Source organism: Trinickia sp. Y13, from assembly GCF_029522115.1.
Taxonomy (GTDB): domain Bacteria; phylum Pseudomonadota; class Gammaproteobacteria; order Burkholderiales; family Burkholderiaceae; genus Trinickia.
This window is the reverse complement of record NZ_JAKWFK010000001.1, coordinates 605,944-623,063: the sequence shown is the minus strand read 5'-3', so window position 1 is coordinate 623,063 and position 17,120 is coordinate 605,944. Positions and strand designations below refer to the sequence as shown.

Here is a 17,120-nt window from a genome sequence, read left to right as displayed (position 1 = left end):
ATGAAAAACGCCGGACTTGCCGGCGTTGGAGATACGCGGCGCTTCGCGCGGCGGTCAGAACTTCATGCCAATGCCCACGCCCACGACCAACGGGTCGATATGCAGCGTCCCGAGCGAGCTGCCGCCAAGCGAGGCGCCCGTCTTCATCCAGATCTTTTTGATATCGGCGTTCACATAAAGCTTCTTCGTGATCTGCACGTCGACGCCCGCTTGCACTGCCGGTCCGAAGCTGTGATTGTCGATCGAAATCGATTGGCCGCCGGCGTTGAGCCCGTTGTTGTAGAACAGCGTGTAGTTGAAGCCGGCGCCCACGTACGGCCTGATGCGTCCCTGATGGTTGAAATGATATTGCAGCAAGAGCGTCGGAGGCAGGACGCCCACGCCGCCCAGATTGCCGAGGCTGGACGTCACCTGATGGCGCGAGGTGGCTAGGATCAGCTCCACGCCGAGGTAGTCGCGGATCATGTAGGTGAAGTCGAGCTCAGGCACGATCGCGTTGTTCACCCCGACGTTCAGCGCCGAGAGCGTCTCATTCGTGCGCACTGCCGGCTCGATGCTGATGGCGCGCAGCCGCACGAGCCAATCGCCGGCGTGCAATGCGCCGCTACCGGCGTCGGACGCCACCGTGGCCGGCGCATCGACCGGCGAAGACGCATCCGCGGCGAAAACGTCCGTCGCCGCGAACGACGCGCCAATCATGCAGGCCAGCACTGTGCAACGCTTGATGAGGGTGAGACCTTCGGTTTGCATATCAACTCCCTGTCGTCTAAACCCCTACATGATTTGGGGTTAAACATCGAGGGAATTTGACCCTAGTCAAGTCAGGGCTAACGCTAAGCTGCGGCGACCGGTCGCACCGTCATGCGGCCCCTTCCTCACGCGTGGCAAGTTGCGTCCCAGCTGCGCATCGCCGAGCAGCGAGGCGCAGGGGGCGAGCAATATCGTCATCGGCCGGCGGTCCGGCCCAAGTGCAACACATCGATTACTTTGTCGCCTTGTCCGCCGGAAATTGCATCGACTTGTATTCGAGATACTCCTCGAACCCGTAAACACCGTTTTCCCGACCGTATCCCGATTGCTTGAAACCGCCGAATGGCGCTTCCATGTTCCATGCTCCGCCGTTGATATCGACCTGCCCCGTGCGAATTCGCCGTGCAACGCGCGCGGCGCGCTCGTCGCTGCCTGCCCATACGGCGCCCCCAAGGCCATACGGCGTATCGTTGGCGATGCGGATCGCTTCTTCCTCGTCCGCGTACGTGAGGATCGAGAGTACCGGCCCAAAAATTTCCTCTTGCGCGATCGTCGCCTTCGGATGCACGCGACCAAACACGGTCGGCTTGACGAAATAGCCCTTGGAGAGCCCGTCCGGCATCTGCGCGCCACCCGTCACGAGTTCGGCGCCCTGCGCGATGCCGCGTTCGATGTAATCGCGCACGCGTTTCAATTGCGCCGCGGAGGCCAGCGGCCCCAAGCGCGTGCTTTCATCGCGCGGATCGCCCACCACGTACGTCTGGGCGGCCGCCTTCGCCAGATCGCGCGCTTGTTCGTAGCGCGCTACGGGTACGATCAGCCGCGTATGGGCCGAACAGGTTTGCCCCGAATTGAGACAGCACGCGGCCACGGTGCCCTTCACCGCAGCCTCGAAATCGGCATCGTCGAGCACGATCGACGCCGACTTGCCGCCCAACTCCAATGCCACGCGCTTGACGCTGGCCGCGGCGAGTTCGGCCACGCGCTTGCCCGCGCGTGTCGAACCCGTGAACGAGACCATATCGACGAACGGATGGCTCGCGATGATTTCGCCGACGACAGGACCGTAGCCACTGACCAGATTGAACACGCCGTCCGGCAACCCCGCCTCGTGGATCGCTTGCGCAAGCATGAAAGCGTTCAGCGGTGCGACTTCCGAGGGTTTGAGCACCACGGTGCAACCGGCCGCGAGCGCCGCAGCGACCTTCAACGTGATTTGGTTGAGCGGATAATTCCACGGCGTGATCGCGGCCACGACGCCGACCGGCTCGCGCACGACGAGCGAATTGCCGACCCGTGCTTCGAATTGGAACTGTCGCGCGAGCTTGGCGTATGCCTTCCAGTTGTAGACAGGACTGCCCACCTGAATCGCGCGCGACAGCTTCAGCGGCATGCCCACTTCGCCGCAGATCGTGGCGGCTAGCTCCTCGGTGCGCGCCTTCAGATTCGCCGCGATCTTTTCGAGGTATTCGGCGCGCTGCGATGCGCTCGTCGCCGCCCAGCCGTCGAAGGCGAGCTTTGCCGCTTCGACGGCCGCTTCGGCGTCGGCCGCCAACCCTTCGGGGATGCGGCCCATGACGGCTTCCGTGCCGGAGTCGATGACGTCTATCGTGCCCGTGCCCGAAGGCGCGAGCCATTTTCCGCCAATGTACAGGTGATCGTAGGTCTTCATGCGAGTTCTCGCCGATTGGGTTTTCGACTCGCCTATTCTACGCGGCAGGGCGAAGCGCGCGCGGCCCCGCGAGCCGCTGCCGATCCCAAGATTCGCGCCTTGCCGGCGTGGATTGCGCTACAAGCACTGGTTCGGCTCAACGGAATCTTGACGCTCGCACTACGCCTATGACAGATTGGATGTTCCGACCGTCAAAGCGTCGAATTTCGATCTCAGCGATACCCTGGGACGCAACGATGAAATCGTACAGAGCGCGATACGCCGAATTCAAAGACGAGGTCGACACCGCGATGGGTCGCACGCGCGGAAGATGGGCGCGATTTAAAACATTCTTTCTTCGGAACAGTTTCAGCGCCGAGCGCAAACGCGCGATAGAGAATGCCGAAAGTGCCTGGAATGCGCTTAAGGAGCGAATCGAGGCAAATGCGGCGAGACTCTATCAACGGCACAACATTATTGGCAGCACCGGTGCCGAGGGCCAGCGACCGACCGTCTATTACCGCAGCAACAGCGGAACGTTCGGGCATATCACGCAGGAACACGCGCTCGCGGAGAATGTCGGCCGCGAACCGGCAAAGCGGCACCCTCTATACAATTTCGGCAACACAGGGCCCGGCGGCGCGCTGGAGGAGCGGCTGGGCACATCCGTATTCCACCAGTCGCGCAACCCTTTCGTTCCAGTGAAGGACGACGAAGAGCGTGAAGTGCTGAGTCAGGCGCATCGCGACTTCAGGCATATCAAAGCACTTTCTCTGCAGCACGCGCGCCGGTACACGGCCAAACGTCTCGCGCTCGCGCTCTAACGAGCGGCTCGCCCGCCTCCGGCACGATCGATCGCCGCAAACATCCCTTTTACTGCACGCCTTGGCTCGCGAGAAACTCCTCGTAATTGCCGCCGAAGTCGTACAACGTGCCGTCCGTGCGCACCTCGATGATCCGATTGGCCAGGCCGCTCACGAATTCGCGGTCATGCGAGACGAAAATAAGCGTGCCGTCGTATTTGTCGAGCGCAATCTGCAGCGACTCGATCGACTCCATGTCCATGTGGTTCGTCGGCTCGTCCATGAGCAGCACGTTGTGTCGGCCCAGCATGAGCTTGCCCCAAATCATCCGCCCTTTCTCGCCGCCCGAGAGGACCTTGACGGACTTCTTGATGTCGTCGGCGTTGAACAGTAACCGCCCCAACGTGCCGCGCACCATTTGTTCGTCGTCGCCGTCTTTGCGGTAATCGTCGATCCACTCCGTCAGCGTGACATCGTTCGGGAACTCTTCGTACGTGTCCTGCGGCATGTAACCGACATTCGCATTTTCGGCCCATTTGATCGAGCCGCCGTCGAGCGCAAAATTGCCGTGAAGCGCACGCAGCAAGGTGGTTTTGCCCGCTCCGTTTTCGCCGATGATCGCAATGCGCTCGCCCGGCTGCACGCTCAAATCGAAGTTCTCGAAGATCGTGCGCTCGTAGCGCTTCGTGATGTGCTCGGCCACCACGGCGATGTTGTGCAACTTCTTTTCGTATTCGAAACGAATGAAGGGGTTCTGACGCGACGACGGCTTGAATTCCTCGATCTTGATCTTGTCGATTTGCTTCAAGCGGCTCGTGGCCTGACGGGCTTTCGATTTGTTCGCCGAGAAGCGGCGCACGAAATCTTGCAGATCGGAGATGCGCTCCTTGGCCTTCGCGTTGGCCGCGGCTTGACGTTCGCGCGCCTGCGTCGACGCGAGCATGTAGTCGTCGTAGTTGCCCGGGTAGATCTTGAGCGTGCCGTAATCCATGTCCGCCATGTGCGTGCAGACCTGGTTCAGGAAGTGCCGGTCGTGGGAGATGATGATCATCGTCGAGTTGTACTCGTTGAGGATATCTTCCAGCCAGCGGATCGAGTTGATGTCGAGATTGTTGGTCGGCTCGTCGAGCAACAGCACGTCGGGGTTCGAGAACAGCGCCTGAGCGAGCAGCACGCGCAGCTTCCAGCCCGGCGCGATGTTGCTCATCGGGCCATTGTGATCTTCGATGGCGATGCCGATGCCGAGCAACAACTCGCCCGCGCGCGCCTCGGCCGTATAGCCGCCGTACTCGGCGAACTTGGCCTCGAGCTCGGCCGCATGCATGTAGTCGTCGTCGGTCGCCTCTAAGTTCGCATAAATCGCATCGCGCTCGGTCATCGCGGCCCACATTTCCGTGTGGCCCATCATGACGACGTCGAGCACGCGCATGTCTTCATAAGCGAATTGGTCTTGGCGCAACTTGCCGAGGCGAACGTTCGGCTCGAGCATGACCGTGCCGGAGCTCGGCTCCAGATCGCCGCCCAGAATCTTCATGAACGTCGACTTGCCGCAGCCGTTCGCGCCGATGAGACCGTAGCGGTTACCTTCGCCGAACTTGACCGAGATGTTCTCGAACAAGGGCTTCGGCCCGAATTGCATGGTGATATTGGCGGTAGACAGCACAGCGCGTCCCTTTGAATGGTGATCGGCGAAAAACCGTGTATTTTAGCAAGCTTTCGCCGACTTCACCGGCTCGCGCCATCGACACGCCGGCCAAACACGGCCCGCCCCCGTGCGCGGGAAGGCTCAATGCGCCGGCCCCGGCCGTGCACCCGGCGGCGGCGCGTGCGGCGGTTGGCGCATTTGCGCGAGCAGCGCAGCGCACGGCGTCGGCTCCGAACGGCTCGGCGCGATCAATGGAATCAACGCCGCAAGCGGATTGAGCAGCCCGAGCCCGACCGCCGCGCCGGCCCGCAACGCGATCGCGGTTTTGCTGACACCGACGTCCGGATGCTTGAACGTGCCTTTCACATACAGCGGCGAGCGCAGCGTAATGATGCGAAACCCTTTCGTATGAGGATGGATCGTCAGGTCCATCGTCTCGTCGCGCAAATTGATCTTGCCGCTCATGCCGATCACGGCGTCGGTCGTGTCGAGCGCAAACGTGCGCGTATCGAGTACGCCATCGGTCGCGGCGAAGTCGGCCGCCATGCAGTTGATGTCGATATCGCGCGTGCCGAACAGCTTTTCATAGACGACGTTGGCGACGTTCAGTCCCGCCGCCTCCATGATCAAGAGGCTCACCTTGCCTTGCGTGACGAGCGCTTTCGCCTCGCCGTTCAAGGTCGCGGCAAGCGCGGCCGGCGAGTTGCCGGTCGCCGACAGTTGCGCGTCGCCGTTGACTTCGCCCAACGCCGATTGCATCGGCTTCTGCGTCGAGAACAGTTGCTTGAGCTTCAGATGCCGCGCCGATAACTGCATGCGCGCGTGCAGCGGCTCCTTCGCACCGTCCAAATCGAAATCCGATGCCAACGTACCGCCCGCCACCCCGAAGCGCAGCGGATGGAACGACAGGACGCCGTCCTTCATCACGACGTGCGCATCGACGTCCGTAATCGGCAACGAGGGACGCTTGACGATGCGTTGCCCCTTGAAAACGACGTCGGCATCGATGGCCTTCCAGCGATCCGTGTGAAACGGCTCCACCGGAATCGCCCGATTCGCCGGCTGTTTGACGGCCTCGCCGCGCCGCGCCTTACTCGCATTGGAGTCGGCGCCGATAATCGGACCCAAATCGGAGAATTGCAGCAGTTTCGACGACACGTGTCCCGTCAACGACGGACGCGGCGCACGCGATTGGTACGTCAGCGTTCCTTCGATGTCGCTGCTGCCGACGCGGCCCGTGAAGCCGCTATAGGTGAATACATTCGCGCCGGTTTGCAGGCGCCCGACGAGATGCCCATCGGTTGCATACGGAGGGGTTTGCGGTAGCGTGACGCCCAAAATCGAATAAAGATGCGAGAGGCTTTGGCCTTGCAGCCACAACCGCAGATCGAGCGCCGCTAGATGCACCGGGTCGGTCAGCGTGCCGACGAGCGCAAGGCGCGTATCGCCGATTTTCACATCCGCTTGCAGCGGAAACGGCCGCTGTGCGTTGCGCAGCGCTAGCACGTTGCCCAATTTACCCGAACCGGAGATGTCGGTCTTGCGATAGTTGCCCTTGGCCTGCCAGGCAAGCGTGTAGATGAGCGGCGCGCCGCCGCGGGCAGTCGCGCCGGAAGCCGTCGATTCGGCCGATGCCGGTGAAGCGCCTTGCGCCCGCGCAGCGCCCGAAGCCGGTAGCGTGCCCGCTGTGGCGGCAGCGCTCGATGCGCTAGGCGTGCTCGCCGCACTCGCCGCGCTCTGCTCCTGCGCGGCGAGCCGGCGCGCGCCGCTTTGGCCGATGACTGCGCCGGCCGACCCGCGCGATGCATTCTCCTGCTGTTTCAACGCATCGCCGATCGGCAGCGGTTTGCCAAGCGTGTCGACGTCGACGTGCATGTCCACTTGCTTGATCTGGTCGGACAACGCAATGTGCGCTTGCGCGAACCCGAGATCGGCCAGACGCAACGTCCAGCGCGAGGGCCCTTTCGACTTGGGCAAATCGAACGACCAGTTCTCGCGTCCGTCCTCGAGCCGCTCGAGATCGATCGACGGATTGACGAGGTCGATCGAGGGGACCGAGATAACGCGCCCCAACAGCGGCAGCACCTCGACATCGAAGCTGATCTTCGCCAGCTTGGCGAATGCGGGCGAGGCGGCCCAGGACGGGTTGCCCACCGTCACGTCATAGGCGGAGAATCTCGGCCAGGGCACCCAGGCGCGCCAACCGTGTTCGCTCACCGGGCGCTGCCAGTTCAGGCGCAAATCGCCATTGATGGCGAAGGGCCGTCCGATCGCCTGCGAGACTTTGTCGTCCACCCAGGGGCGTGCTCGATTCCAGTCGAACGTGACGACGAACACGGCGACCGCCGCGCACAGCGCGAGCGCTACGACGACGATCCAGGCCAGGATTTTGCCGGTGGTGCGAGCGACGGTAGACGGATGCGCCATGCGGATCTCTGGGATGAGTGTTCGTGTAGCCGCAACGTAACAGGCCGCCTTTTGCGGCGTGCCGAGCCCTTCTGACTCCATCGAGCAGCAATACTCATGCCGCTCGCCATGCTAACCTCGCCGCTGCGCGGGCGCCGGCAGCGATCGCGTTTCTCGCGCTATGCTCGGCAGCGGCCAGCAGGCAGACCTCCTGCGCCGCGTTGTCTTGTCGACGAGTCTTGACCGATGACCGCTCCCATCCTGTTAGAAGCCCGCGGCGTCGTACGCCGCGACGCGCATACGGCCAGCACACTGCTTGCGCACACCGATTTTTTGCTCGCCGCAAACGAGCGCGTCGTGATCTCGGGCCCTTCCGGCGCCGGCAAAAGCGTGTTCCTGCGCGCGCTGGCCCTGCTCGATCCGCTCGATGGCGGCGAAGTGCTATGGCACGGGCGCGGGATCGAGCGCCGCGAGATCCCGCGCTTTCGACGCTGCGTCGCCTACGTCCGTCAGCGCCCGGCCTTGATCGACGGCACGGTCGAAGACAATCTGCGCTACCCCTACTCGCTCGACGCCTACCGAGACGCGCGCTTCGACCGCGAACGCGCCTCTCGGCTCGCCCGCGCGGCAGGCCGAGGCGCGCACTTTCTCGATAAGCGAGCGAGCGAGATGTCGGGCGGCGAAGCACAAGTGACCGCGCTCGTTCGCGTGCTTCAACTCGACCCGGAAGTGTTGCTGCTCGACGAGCCTACCGCTTCGCTCGACCCCGAAACGGTGCTGGCGATCGAAACGCTCGTCGAGCTTTGGTTCGCAACCGATCGCACAGCGCGTGCGTGCATCTGGGTTTCGCACGATCCGGCGCAAGCGGCCCGTGTCGGGCGACGCCAACTCACGCTTTGTGCGGGCCGTCTCGCCGAGCGTCAGGAGAATCTCGCTTGAGCCCGGTCTTGCACACACTGAGTCTGGCCGACGTCGGCATTGCGTCGCTGCTCATCGTCGTTAATGGCGCGCTTTCCGTCGCACTCTCGCTTGGCCTAGGGCGTCAGTTGGCACTGGCCGCGGTGCGCACCGTGGTGCAATTGCTTGCGATCGGCTACGTGCTGGGCTGGGTGTTCGCGGTCGATCGCTGGTATCTGGTCCTTGGGCTGATGGCGATCATGACCGTCATCGCCGGTTTCGCAGGCGCGGCGCGCGGCGCCCATACCTATCGCGGGCAACGGCTCGACAGCCTCGCATCGATCTGGATCAGCGCGTGGCTCGTGACAGCCGTCGGCCTCCTCGCCGTCATGCGGATTCATCCGTGGTACCAACCGCAATACGCGATCCCGATATTGGGCATGATCCTGGGCAATACGCTGACCGGCGTATCGCTTGCGATCGAGCGCATGACCGAGGAACTGACGGCACGGCGCGATCGCGTCGAAATGGCGCTGGCATTGGGCGCCACACGCTGGGAGGCCGCACGCGGCCCCGCGCGCCAAGCAGCTCGTGCGGGCATGATACCGACGCTGAATCAGATGGCCGTGGTGGGCGTGGTCAGCTTGCCGGGCATGATGACCGGCCAGGTGCTCGCCGGGCAGTCGCCGCTGCAAGCCGTGCGCTATCAGATCGTCATCATGTTCCTGATCGCCGCCGCGTCCGCCTTGGGCACGGTCGCGGCGGTACTGTTCACGTATCGGCGGCTATTTAGCGCCGACCATCGATTCAACGCGGCGGAGCTCGTCGAGCGCACCCGCGCCCGGTGATCGCGCCAACGCTGGCGCGCCAGCCAGCCCTAGCGTTTGGCCGAAACCGTGACCTGCGACCCGTCGCTGAGCGTTACGGTCTTTGCGCTGCCGTTCGTCGACATCGTAAAGCGCACGATCTGGCTCAACGTTTGAATGCCGGGGCATTGGATCGTCTTGCCGCCCACTTTCGCATTGGTCTTGCCGTGCGGCGTGCTGGCTTGGACACTGAGCTGCACATTCGCCGTGCCGTTCTCGGCCACGATGGGCGCTAGCCGAATGCGCACCGCTCGCTGCGCGGAACCGTTGGCATCGAGCGAAAACGAACTGTACTTCGGACATCGCTCGGGTACCGCGACAGCGCCGCCGGGCGGCGCCGTCATCCAGGTGTAATCGTCCGTTTGGCCCGAGCGGATGGTGCGCGTCTCCTGCGCGTTGCCATAGGTCTTCGAAGCGATTTTGACGGTGTACTGAATCGGCCCATCGGCCGGCGTCTTCGATGTCACTGTAATCGGCGGCGCCGCCTGCGCCGGCACGACAAAACCTGCCGCCGCGCATGCGGCGACCGAAACCAAAACGGCTACCGGCTTCAAACGAACCCTCATGCTCATCTCCTGGCTGGGCGCGCGCTTGGCTTTGGCCGCGCGCGTGGACTCGTCAACGACGCTCAATCAGTCTAATCCCAACTCGCGCGAAAGACTGCGTTCTCGGCTCGGGAGTTGCCCCGCTTGCGCCCGGCATCGTTATGGCGTTCCGTCGAAAGCGCTGCGCGACCGGCTACAATAGCCGGATTTTCCGCCCGCGGCGGCGGCCGGTTTCCTCCAGCGCATCGTCATCTTCCATGAACCTCGTCGTACAAAGCCCCGAGCCGCTCGCGGCCGCCCATGTCAAGCCGCTCGTCGCGCTCTCTCGCGGCGCCCAAGTGCATTCGATCGACGCCCGTGCGGTGCGCATCGACGACGCAGACCCGCAGCAACGGCTCGACGTCGAATCGTACTGCGCGACCCACGCGCTCGATTACGCCTACGTGCCACCAGGCCGCTCGCTCAAAGATTTTGGGTTGATCGCGATGGACATGGACTCCACGCTGATCACGATCGAATGCATCGACGAAATAGCCGATTTCTGCGGGCTCAAGGCCGAGGTCTCGGCCATCACGGAAGCGTCGATGCGCGGCGAGATCAAGAACTTCAACGAAAGCTTGACCGCCCGAGTCGCGCTGCTCAAGGGGCTCGACGCCTCGGCGCTCGAACACGTGTTCACGGAGCGGCTGCGTTTGTCGTCCGGCGCGCAAGCGATGCTGGCAGGCGCCAAAGCGGCCGGCTTGAGCACATTGCTCGTTTCAGGCGGCTTCACGTTCTTCACCGAGCGGCTCAAAGCGCAGCTCGGGCTCGACTTCGCGCACGCCAATACGCTCGAGATCGTCGACGGCAAGCTGACCGGCAAAGTGACGGGCGAGATCGTCAATGCAAGCGTCAAAGCGCGGACCGTGCGCGAAACCTGCGCGAAGCTCGGCATCCCGACGTCTCGCGCGATCGCGCTCGGGGACGGCTCGAACGACTTGGAGATGATGGCGCAGGTCGGCCTCTCGGTGGCCTTTCGCGCGAAGCCCGTCGTGCGCGCGGCGGCCAACGTGGCGTTCAATCACGTCGGCCTGGACGGGCTGCTGCGCTTGTTTTGAGCGTCGGCGCGCTGGCGCTTCCTACCGAGGATGGCGTGATGCACGCCAAGGCCGAGCGCGAACGAGGCTCGCGCTCGATGCTGGCGTGTTAACCGAGCGCGGCCACCATGGCGCGTTCGATATCGGCGCGCAAATCGGCTTCTTCCTCGAGCCCGACATAAAAACGCACCAGCGTGCCGCGATGCGGCCATTGCGACGCCGAGCGCATCGACGCCACGTCGTAGGGCATCGCCAAGCTATGCGCGCCGCCCCAGCTCCAGCCGATGGCGAAGAGTTCGAGCGCCTCGACGAAGGCATCGATCTGCGTAGGGCCGTAGCGTTCGTCGAACACGACGGAAAACAGCCCTCCCGCGCCCGAAAAATCGCGCATGAAAGAGGCGTGGCCTGGGCAATCTTCTAGCGCGGGATGCAACACCGCTGCGATTTCCGGCCTCGTTTTAAGCCAATGGGCAAGCGCCAGCGCGCTGCGATCGTGCGCCTCGAATCGCGCCTTCATGCTCGGCAGGCTGCGCAGGACGAGCGAACAATCGTCGACCGACACCCCGATTCCCATCCGCATGCGCGCGCGCTTGAGCTCGAGATGAAGTTCGTCGCTGGCGGTGATCGTCGCGCCCATCAGCACGTCGCTGCCACCCGACTGGTACTTCGTGAGCGCTTGCACGGAGATGTCGACGCCATGCTCGAGCGGCCGGAACGCAAGGCCGGCCGAGTACGTGTTGTCGATCGCGGTCACGACGTTGCGCGCCCGCGCCGCGGCCGCGATGGCCGGTACATCGGGCACTTCCATCGTCACCGACCCCGGCGCCTCGATCCAGATGAGGCGCGTATTCGGGCGAATCATGTCGGCGATACCGGCGCCGATCATCGGATCGTAGTAGCGCACCGATAGGCCGAAGTCATGCGCAAGCCAATTGCCGTGCTCGCGATTGGGCGAATAGACGTTATCGGGAATCAAAACATCGTCGCCGGCTTTGACGATGCCGAAGTACACATTCGAAATCGCAGCCAGGCCCGAGGGCTGCAGCAGCGCGTGTTTGCCGCCCTCGATCTGCGCCAGACGCTGCGTGAGCGCAGCCGAAGTGGGCGTGGCATGCAACCCGTAGCGCCACTGCGCGTCATTGCGCCAATCGGCGCCGCGCACGGCGGCCAAATCGGGGAAAACGACGGTCGAGGCGCGCATCACCGGTGTCGAGAACGACTCGAAACCAGGAGCGAGTTCGAGATCGGGATGCACGATACGCGTTTGGCGTGCGCGAGAGGAAGCGGAGTCGGTCATGGTCACGGTGTCGATGAGGGGCCCGCAAGCGGGCGGAGATCGAACGGTTGTGGATCGGAATCGTCGAGGTTCATGCGCTCTCCGGCGAGGGAGCCGTCGGCCGCGAAGCGCCCGACCCAGTTGCCGGTGATCGAAGTGCCGTCGGTCGATTCTTCGATTTCTAGGACATCGCCTTCACGGTCGCCGGCGACGAGCACGACCTGGCCCGTATCGGCGAACTGATATTCGCCGTGCACGCCAGAAGGTTCGTCGGTCTTCTTGCCAAGACGCAAGACGATGCGGCGGGCGCCCAACCTCCCGCCGTAGCGCGGAAATCGTGCGAATTCGGGATTCGGTGCCAGCGGAGCAGGCATGCGCGGCACCGTTTCGGCTGCCGCATCGGCGGATTGCTGCGCCATGGCCCCCGCGGCGTCGGCCGATTGTTTCGAAACCGTTTCCGCGGCATCCGAGGCGCCTTGCCCCACCCAGGCAGCCGCGTCGGAGCGCCGCTGCGCCACCCAAGCGGCTGCGTGCTGGGCCTGCTGCGCGACGGCGCTGGCCGCCTGAGTCGGCGGCCGTTGCGCCCAAGAGGGAACGGGCACGAGAACGATCGGCACCACCGCCCCGAGCCACATCGCGATCGCGCACCCTGCCCGCTTGCGCGCCGCGCTTTGTTCTCGAGATTGCCTATCGAACCACACGATCATCCGTTCGCACCCTCGCTTAGAAATTCGCACCGGCAACTTCAGCTGCCATCGCCTGCCGTCAGACTTCGCCCCATAGGTCGTGGCCGTCGGCGCCCGTGATTCTGACCGAGACGAAATCGCCCGCCTTGTAGCGCTTGGACGCCTTTGTCGCGGGAGCGACATAGACGACACCGTCGATCTCGGGCGCATCGGCCGCCGTCCGGCCGATACCGCCGTCGGCATTGACTTCGTCGACGAGCACTTTGAGCGTTTTGCCGACTTTGCGTTTCATCCGCCGCGACGAGACTTCCTCGGCCACTTCCATGAAGCGCGCGCGCCGGGCCTCGCGCACCTCGTCGGGCAACGCACCGTCGAGTTCGTTGGCGGTCGCCCCTTCCACGGGCGAGTACGCGAAGCAACCGACACGATCGAGTTCCGCCGCGCGAACGAACTCGAGCAGCGTTTCGAATTGAGCTTCCGTCTCACCGGGGAACCCGGCGATGAAGGTGCTGCGGATCGTCAACTCGGGGCACATGCGGCGCCAAGCGGCGACGCGCTCGAGCGTGCGCTCCGCGTTGGCAGGCCGCTTCATGCGCTTGAGCACTTCGGGATCGGCGTGCTGGAACGGCACGTCCAGATACGGCAGCACGTGCCCCTTGAGCGCGCCTTCGGCCATCATCGGGATGATTTCATCGACGTGCGGATACGGATAGACATAGTGCAGCCGCACCCAAGCATCGTACTGCGCGGCCAGCTCGCCTAACGCGCCGACGAGTTCGGTCATGCGCGTCTTGAGCGGCCGCCCGTTCCAGAAACCCGTACGGAACTTCACGTCGACGCCATAGGCGCTCGTGTCTTGAGAAATGACGAGCAGTTCCTTGACGCCCGACTTGAACAAATTCTCGGCCTCGAGCATCACTTCGGCTACCGGCCGCGAAACCAGATCGCCGCGCATCGACGGGATGATGCAGAACGTGCAGCGATGATTGCAGCCTTCGGAAATCTTCAGGTACGCATAATGGCGCGGCGTGAGCTTGATGCCGGCCGCGGGCACGAGATCGACGAATGGATCGTGAGGTTTGGGCAAATGGCTATGCACGTGCTGCATCACTTCGCCCACCGCATGCGGCCCCGTCACGGCGAGCACCTTCGGGTGCACTTGCTCGATGAGCCCCTCGCCGCTCGCGCTCTTCTTCGCGCCGAGGCAGCCCGTCACGATGACCTTGCCGTTTTCGGTGAGCGCCTCGCCGATGGCGTCCAAGCTCTCCTGGACCGCTTCATCGATGAAACCGCAGGTATTGACGACGACGAGATCGGCGCCGTCGTAGGTGCCCGAGATCGCGTAGCCCTCGGCGCGCAGTTGCGTGATGATTTGCTCGGAATCGACCAGCGCCTTCGGGCAGCCGAGGGATACGAAGCCGACCTTAGGTGCGGCCGGCTGAGGTGCGGCGGTCGAGGCGGGGGAAGCGGGCGTGTGCGGCATGAGGTGATCCGGGCAATGGCGACGACTACGGGACAGATCGCGCGAACGGCACCGACACCGACGCTGACACACGACGCCCAAAATAGCCGCGTATTGTACCGCGAGGCCCGGCCCGGCTGCACGATCGCTGCCCGAGCCTAGCGGGACGCACCTTCCCGATCAGCCGTTTTACGACGAAGCCCCAATGACGACCGCCCTTTGCCGATGCAAGGACGGCTCACCCCAGATACAGCATCGGTCCGCGGCCCGCACGCGCGTTGCGGATTCGCGCCGCAGCGACGCACTCCAGCACTACTTCTTCTCCGGCTCGGAACCCGGGCCAGGTTTGTTGAACGTGAACGAACTGAACATCGTCTTGGCCTGGTTCTGCATCTGCTCTTGCATTTGCACGAACATGTTTTTCGATTGCTCGATGTAGCTCGTCATCATGCCTTGCATCATCGGCGCTTGCATGTTCATGAACTGCGACCAGACCTCGGGGTTGAGCGCATTGCCTTCGTAGAGATTCTTCGACTGCTCGGCCAACTTGTTCTGAATCTCGATGAACGCTTGAATGTTCTTTTCCAAGTAGGTGCCCATCATGCCTTGCATCGCGTGACCGTAGAAACGGATGATCTGCGAGAGCATGGACGAGGAGAACATCGGCATTCCGCCGCTCTCTTCTTCGAGGATGATTTGCAGCAAGATGCTGCGCGTCAGGTCCTCGTTGGTCTTCGCATCGATGACCTTGAAGTCCTCCTGATCGAGCACGAGCTGCTTGACGTCGCTCAGCGTGATGTAGGTGCTCGTCTCCGTGTCGTAAAGCCGACGGTTCGGATACTTTTTGATGAATCGCTCGGCTGTTTTCTTTGTAGTCGACATGAAATGCCTTTTATGAACGCAACGCAGCGCAATAACGGCGCTCCTTAAGCCCACCGCGTCTCCCGCAGCGAACCGGACCCCCGAAACCCATACACTTTAACGCGTTTTGCGCCGGCAGCCGTCCGAATCGCCGCCGGCGCGTACGCTTTAGCCCATATGCAAGCCGCCGTTCAGCGAGAAGTCGGCTCCCGTGGCGAACCCCGATTCGTCCGACGCCAGCCACGCGACGATCGACGCGATTTCGTCGGGCGAGCCTAGACGCCGAACCGGGATCGTGGCGATGATCTTCTCGAGCACATCCGCGCGGATCGATTTGACCATGTCCGTGCCGATGTAGCCCGGCGACACCGTGTTCACCGTCACGCCCTTGGTTGCCACTTCCTGCGCCAGCGCCATGGTGAAACCGTGGATACCGGCCTTGGCCGTGGAATAGTTCGTTTGGCCGAACTGACCCTTTTGGCCGTTCACCGACGAGATGTTGATGACGCGGCCGAAACCGCGCTCGACCATGCCGTCGATCACTTGCTTGGTGACGTTGAACAAGCTCGTCAAGTTCGTATCGATGACGGCCGTCCAATCCTCATGCGTCATTTTGCGGAACACGACGTCGCGCGTGATGCCGGCGTTGTTGACGAGCACGTCGATTTCGCCGACTTCGGCCTTGACCTTGTCGAACGCGTCCTTCGTGGATTCCCAATCGCCGACGTTGCCTTCGGAGGCGATGAAATCGTAGCCGAGCGCTTTCTGTTGCTCGAGCCAAGTGACGCGCCGCGGCGAATTGGGCCCGCAGCCGGCGACCACCTTGAAGCCCTGCTTATGCAGGCGCTGGCAAATACTGGTGCCGATGCCGCCCATACCGCCCGTTACGTACGCAATACGCTGTGTCATGAATCACGCTCCATTCCTGATTTTTCGCGGGGCGCCTCGCGGCGCCCCTCGTGTTTGTCGCCGTGGCCCCTCGGCCCAAGCGGCGACGCTTGCGCGCTCTTAGACGCGCTCGACGGCCAGCGCTACGCCCATCCCCCCGCCAATGCAAAGCGAGGCCAAGCCACGCTTCGCATCGCGCTTTTGCATCTCATGCAGCAGCGTCACGAGAATGCGGCAACCCGAGGCGCCGATCGGATGGCCGATCGCGATTGCGCCGCCGTTCACGTTGATCTTGGACGTGTCCCAGCCCATTTGCTTGTGGACGGCCAGCGCCTGAGCCGCGAACGCTTCGTTGATCTCCATCAGATCGAGGTCGCCCACGGACCACCCCGCGCGCTCGAGGCAACGGCGCGAGGCCGGCACCGGACCCATGCCCATGACTTTGGGGTCCACGCCGGCGCTCGCGTACGCCTTGATCCGCGCAAGCGGCGTCAAGCCCAACGCCTCGGCTTTCTTGGCGGACATGACGAGCACGGCGGCGGCGCCGTCGTTCAGGCCCGATGCGTTGGCCGCCGTGACCGTGCCTTCCTTCGAAAACGCCGGCTTCAAGCCTGCGAGCGACTCGGCCGTCACGCCGTGGCGAACGAATTCGTCGGAGGCAAAGCGCAGCGGCTCGCCTTTACGCTGCGGAATCTCGATCGGGACGATTTCATCGTCGAAGCGCCCTGCCTTCTGCGCCGCCTCGGCCTTGTTCTGCGACAGGGCCGCGAACTTGTCCTGCTCTTCGCGCGTGATGCCGTATTCCTTGGCCACGTTCTCCGCCGTGACGCCCATGTGGTACTGGTTGTAGACGTCCCACAAGCCGTCGACGATCATCGTGTCGACGAGCTTGGCGTCGCCCATGCGGAAGCCGTCGCGCGAGCCCGGCAGCACGTGCGGCGCCGCGCTCATGTTTTCCTGGCCGCCCGCGACGACGATGTCGGCATCGCCCGCGATGACGGCATTCGCCGCCAGCATCACGGCTTTCAAGCCCGAACCGCACACCTTGTTGATGGTCATGGCAGGCACCGCGCTCGGCAAACCCGCCTTGATCAGGGCTTGACGCGCCGGATTCTGGCCCGAGCCGGCCGCGAGCACTTGCCCCAGGATGACTTCGCTTACTTGCTCGGGCTTGACGCCCGCGCGCTCGAGCACCGCGCGCACGACGGCCGCGCCCAACTCTGGCGCGGCAATTTTCGCGAGCGAACCGCCGAACTTGCCGACCGCGGTGCGAGCAGCCGATACGATCACTACGTCAGTCATTTGAGA

15 protein-coding genes are annotated in these 17,120 nt (G+C 63.5%); 4 read left to right on the top strand and 11 right to left on the bottom strand.

Annotated elements, in window-relative coordinates; all coding sequences use genetic code 11:
* Positions 1–54 precede the first annotated feature (54 nt).
* Both MMB74_RS02710 and MMB74_RS02705 read right to left on the bottom strand, forming a co-directional pair.
* On the bottom strand, positions 55–750 hold the full coding sequence (locus MMB74_RS02710; protein WP_277427039.1) for an OmpW family outer membrane protein: 696 nt from the start codon (positions 748–750) through the stop codon (positions 55–57).
* A gap of 232 nt (positions 751–982) precedes the next feature.
* The gene (locus MMB74_RS02705; protein WP_277427038.1) at positions 983–2,422 is read right to left on the bottom strand and encodes an aldehyde dehydrogenase family protein; all 1,440 of its coding nucleotides are present in this window, start codon (positions 2,420–2,422) and stop codon (positions 983–985) included.
* Positions 2,423–2,658: 236 nt separating this feature from the next.
* On the opposite strand from MMB74_RS02705, the gene MMB74_RS02700 reads away from it, so the two are divergent.
* Positions 2,659–3,225: a hypothetical protein gene (locus MMB74_RS02700; protein ID WP_277427037.1), complete on the top strand. Its 567-nt coding sequence runs from the start codon at positions 2,659–2,661 to the stop codon at positions 3,223–3,225.
* A 49-nt stretch (positions 3,226–3,274) separates the two neighbouring features.
* On the opposite strand, the gene MMB74_RS02695 is transcribed toward MMB74_RS02700, so the two are convergent.
* Positions 3,275–4,867, bottom strand: a complete 1,593-nt coding sequence (locus tag MMB74_RS02695) for an ABC-F family ATPase (RefSeq protein WP_277427036.1) — start codon at positions 4,865–4,867, stop codon at positions 3,275–3,277.
* Positions 4,868–4,990: 123 nt separating this feature from the next.
* Complete coding sequence (locus MMB74_RS02690) at positions 4,991–7,276, bottom strand: AsmA family protein (RefSeq protein WP_277427035.1); 2,286 nt, start codon at positions 7,274–7,276, stop codon at positions 4,991–4,993.
* A gap of 225 nt (positions 7,277–7,501) precedes the next feature.
* On the opposite strand from MMB74_RS02690, the gene MMB74_RS02685 reads away from it, so the two are divergent.
* A complete protein-coding gene (locus MMB74_RS02685; RefSeq protein WP_277427034.1) occupies positions 7,502–8,194 on the top strand; it encodes an ATP-binding cassette domain-containing protein in 693 nt (230 codons plus the stop codon).
* Positions 8,191–9,000 carry an iron export ABC transporter permease subunit FetB gene (gene fetB / locus MMB74_RS02680; RefSeq protein WP_277427033.1) on the top strand — a complete coding sequence of 270 codons (810 nt, stop codon included), beginning with the start codon at positions 8,191–8,193 and terminating at the stop codon, positions 8,998–9,000. The genes MMB74_RS02685 and fetB overlap by 4 nt, the downstream gene beginning before the upstream one ends.
* A 29-nt stretch (positions 9,001–9,029) precedes the next feature.
* On the opposite strand, the gene MMB74_RS02675 is transcribed toward fetB, so the two are convergent.
* Positions 9,030–9,590: a DUF6013 family protein gene (locus MMB74_RS02675; protein ID WP_277427129.1), complete on the bottom strand. Its 561-nt coding sequence runs from the start codon at positions 9,588–9,590 to the stop codon at positions 9,030–9,032.
* 230 nt (positions 9,591–9,820) lie between these two features.
* Between MMB74_RS02675 and serB the strand changes: the two genes are divergently transcribed.
* Positions 9,821–10,660 (top strand): phosphoserine phosphatase SerB, encoded by an 840-nt coding sequence (gene serB, locus MMB74_RS02670; protein WP_277427032.1) that lies wholly within the window; start codon positions 9,821–9,823, stop codon positions 10,658–10,660.
* A gap of 88 nt (positions 10,661–10,748) precedes the next feature.
* Here the strand turns inward: serB and MMB74_RS02665 are convergent, their stop codons facing one another.
* The 6 genes from MMB74_RS02665 to MMB74_RS02640 form a co-directional block, all read right to left on the bottom strand.
* On the bottom strand, positions 10,749–11,936 hold the full coding sequence (locus MMB74_RS02665) for a cystathionine beta-lyase (RefSeq protein WP_277427031.1): 1,188 nt from the start codon (positions 11,934–11,936) through the stop codon (positions 10,749–10,751).
* A 2-nt stretch (positions 11,937–11,938) separates the two neighbouring features.
* Complete coding sequence (locus MMB74_RS02660; protein WP_277427030.1) at positions 11,939–12,622, bottom strand: hypothetical protein; 684 nt, start codon at positions 12,620–12,622, stop codon at positions 11,939–11,941.
* 58 nt (positions 12,623–12,680) lie between these two features.
* Positions 12,681–14,084, bottom strand: a complete 1,404-nt coding sequence (gene rimO / locus MMB74_RS02655) for a 30S ribosomal protein S12 methylthiotransferase RimO (protein WP_277427029.1) — start codon at positions 14,082–14,084, stop codon at positions 12,681–12,683.
* 291 nt (positions 14,085–14,375) lie between these two features.
* Positions 14,376–14,945, bottom strand: coding sequence for a polyhydroxyalkanoate synthesis repressor PhaR (gene phaR, locus MMB74_RS02650; RefSeq protein WP_277427028.1), 570 nt, complete (start codon positions 14,943–14,945; stop codon positions 14,376–14,378).
* 147 nt (positions 14,946–15,092) lie between these two features.
* Positions 15,093–15,833: a 3-ketoacyl-ACP reductase gene (locus MMB74_RS02645; RefSeq protein WP_277427027.1), complete on the bottom strand. Its 741-nt coding sequence runs from the start codon at positions 15,831–15,833 to the stop codon at positions 15,093–15,095.
* Positions 15,834–15,932: 99 nt separating this feature from the next.
* Positions 15,933–17,114, bottom strand: coding sequence for an acetyl-CoA C-acetyltransferase (locus MMB74_RS02640; protein WP_277427026.1), 1,182 nt, complete (start codon positions 17,112–17,114; stop codon positions 15,933–15,935).
* Positions 17,115–17,120 lie beyond the last annotated feature (6 nt).

Bases quoted from the DNA above. Each gene is read 5' to 3' on its own strand.
- MMB74_RS02710 (WP_277427039.1), bottom strand. From the start codon at position 750: ATGCAAACCGAAGGTCTCACCCTCATCAAGCGTTGCACAGTGCTGGCC.
- MMB74_RS02705 (WP_277427038.1), bottom strand. From the start codon at position 2,422: ATGAAGACCTACGATCACCTGTACATTGGCGGAAAATGGCTCGCGCCT.
- MMB74_RS02700 (WP_277427037.1), top strand. From the start codon at position 2,659: ATGAAATCGTACAGAGCGCGATACGCCGAATTCAAAGACGAGGTCGAC.
- MMB74_RS02690 (WP_277427035.1), bottom strand. From the start codon at position 7,276: ATGGCGCATCCGTCTACCGTCGCTCGCACCACCGGCAAAATCCTGGCC.
- MMB74_RS02685 (WP_277427034.1), top strand. From the start codon at position 7,502: ATGACCGCTCCCATCCTGTTAGAAGCCCGCGGCGTCGTACGCCGCGAC.
- MMB74_RS02675 (WP_277427129.1), bottom strand. From the start codon at position 9,590: ATGAGCATGAGGGTTCGTTTGAAGCCGGTAGCCGTTTTGGTTTCGGTC.
- serB (WP_277427032.1), top strand. From the start codon at position 9,821: ATGAACCTCGTCGTACAAAGCCCCGAGCCGCTCGCGGCCGCCCATGTC.
- MMB74_RS02665 (WP_277427031.1), bottom strand. From the start codon at position 11,936: ATGACCGACTCCGCTTCCTCTCGCGCACGCCAAACGCGTATCGTGCAT.
- MMB74_RS02660 (WP_277427030.1), bottom strand. From the start codon at position 12,622: ATGATCGTGTGGTTCGATAGGCAATCTCGAGAACAAAGCGCGGCGCGC.
- rimO (WP_277427029.1), bottom strand. From the start codon at position 14,084: ATGCCGCACACGCCCGCTTCCCCCGCCTCGACCGCCGCACCTCAGCCG.
- phaR (WP_277427028.1), bottom strand. From the start codon at position 14,945: ATGTCGACTACAAAGAAAACAGCCGAGCGATTCATCAAAAAGTATCCG.
- MMB74_RS02645 (WP_277427027.1), bottom strand. From the start codon at position 15,833: ATGACACAGCGTATTGCGTACGTAACGGGCGGTATGGGCGGCATCGGC.
- MMB74_RS02640 (WP_277427026.1), bottom strand. From the start codon at position 17,114: ATGACTGACGTAGTGATCGTATCGGCTGCTCGCACCGCGGTCGGCAAG.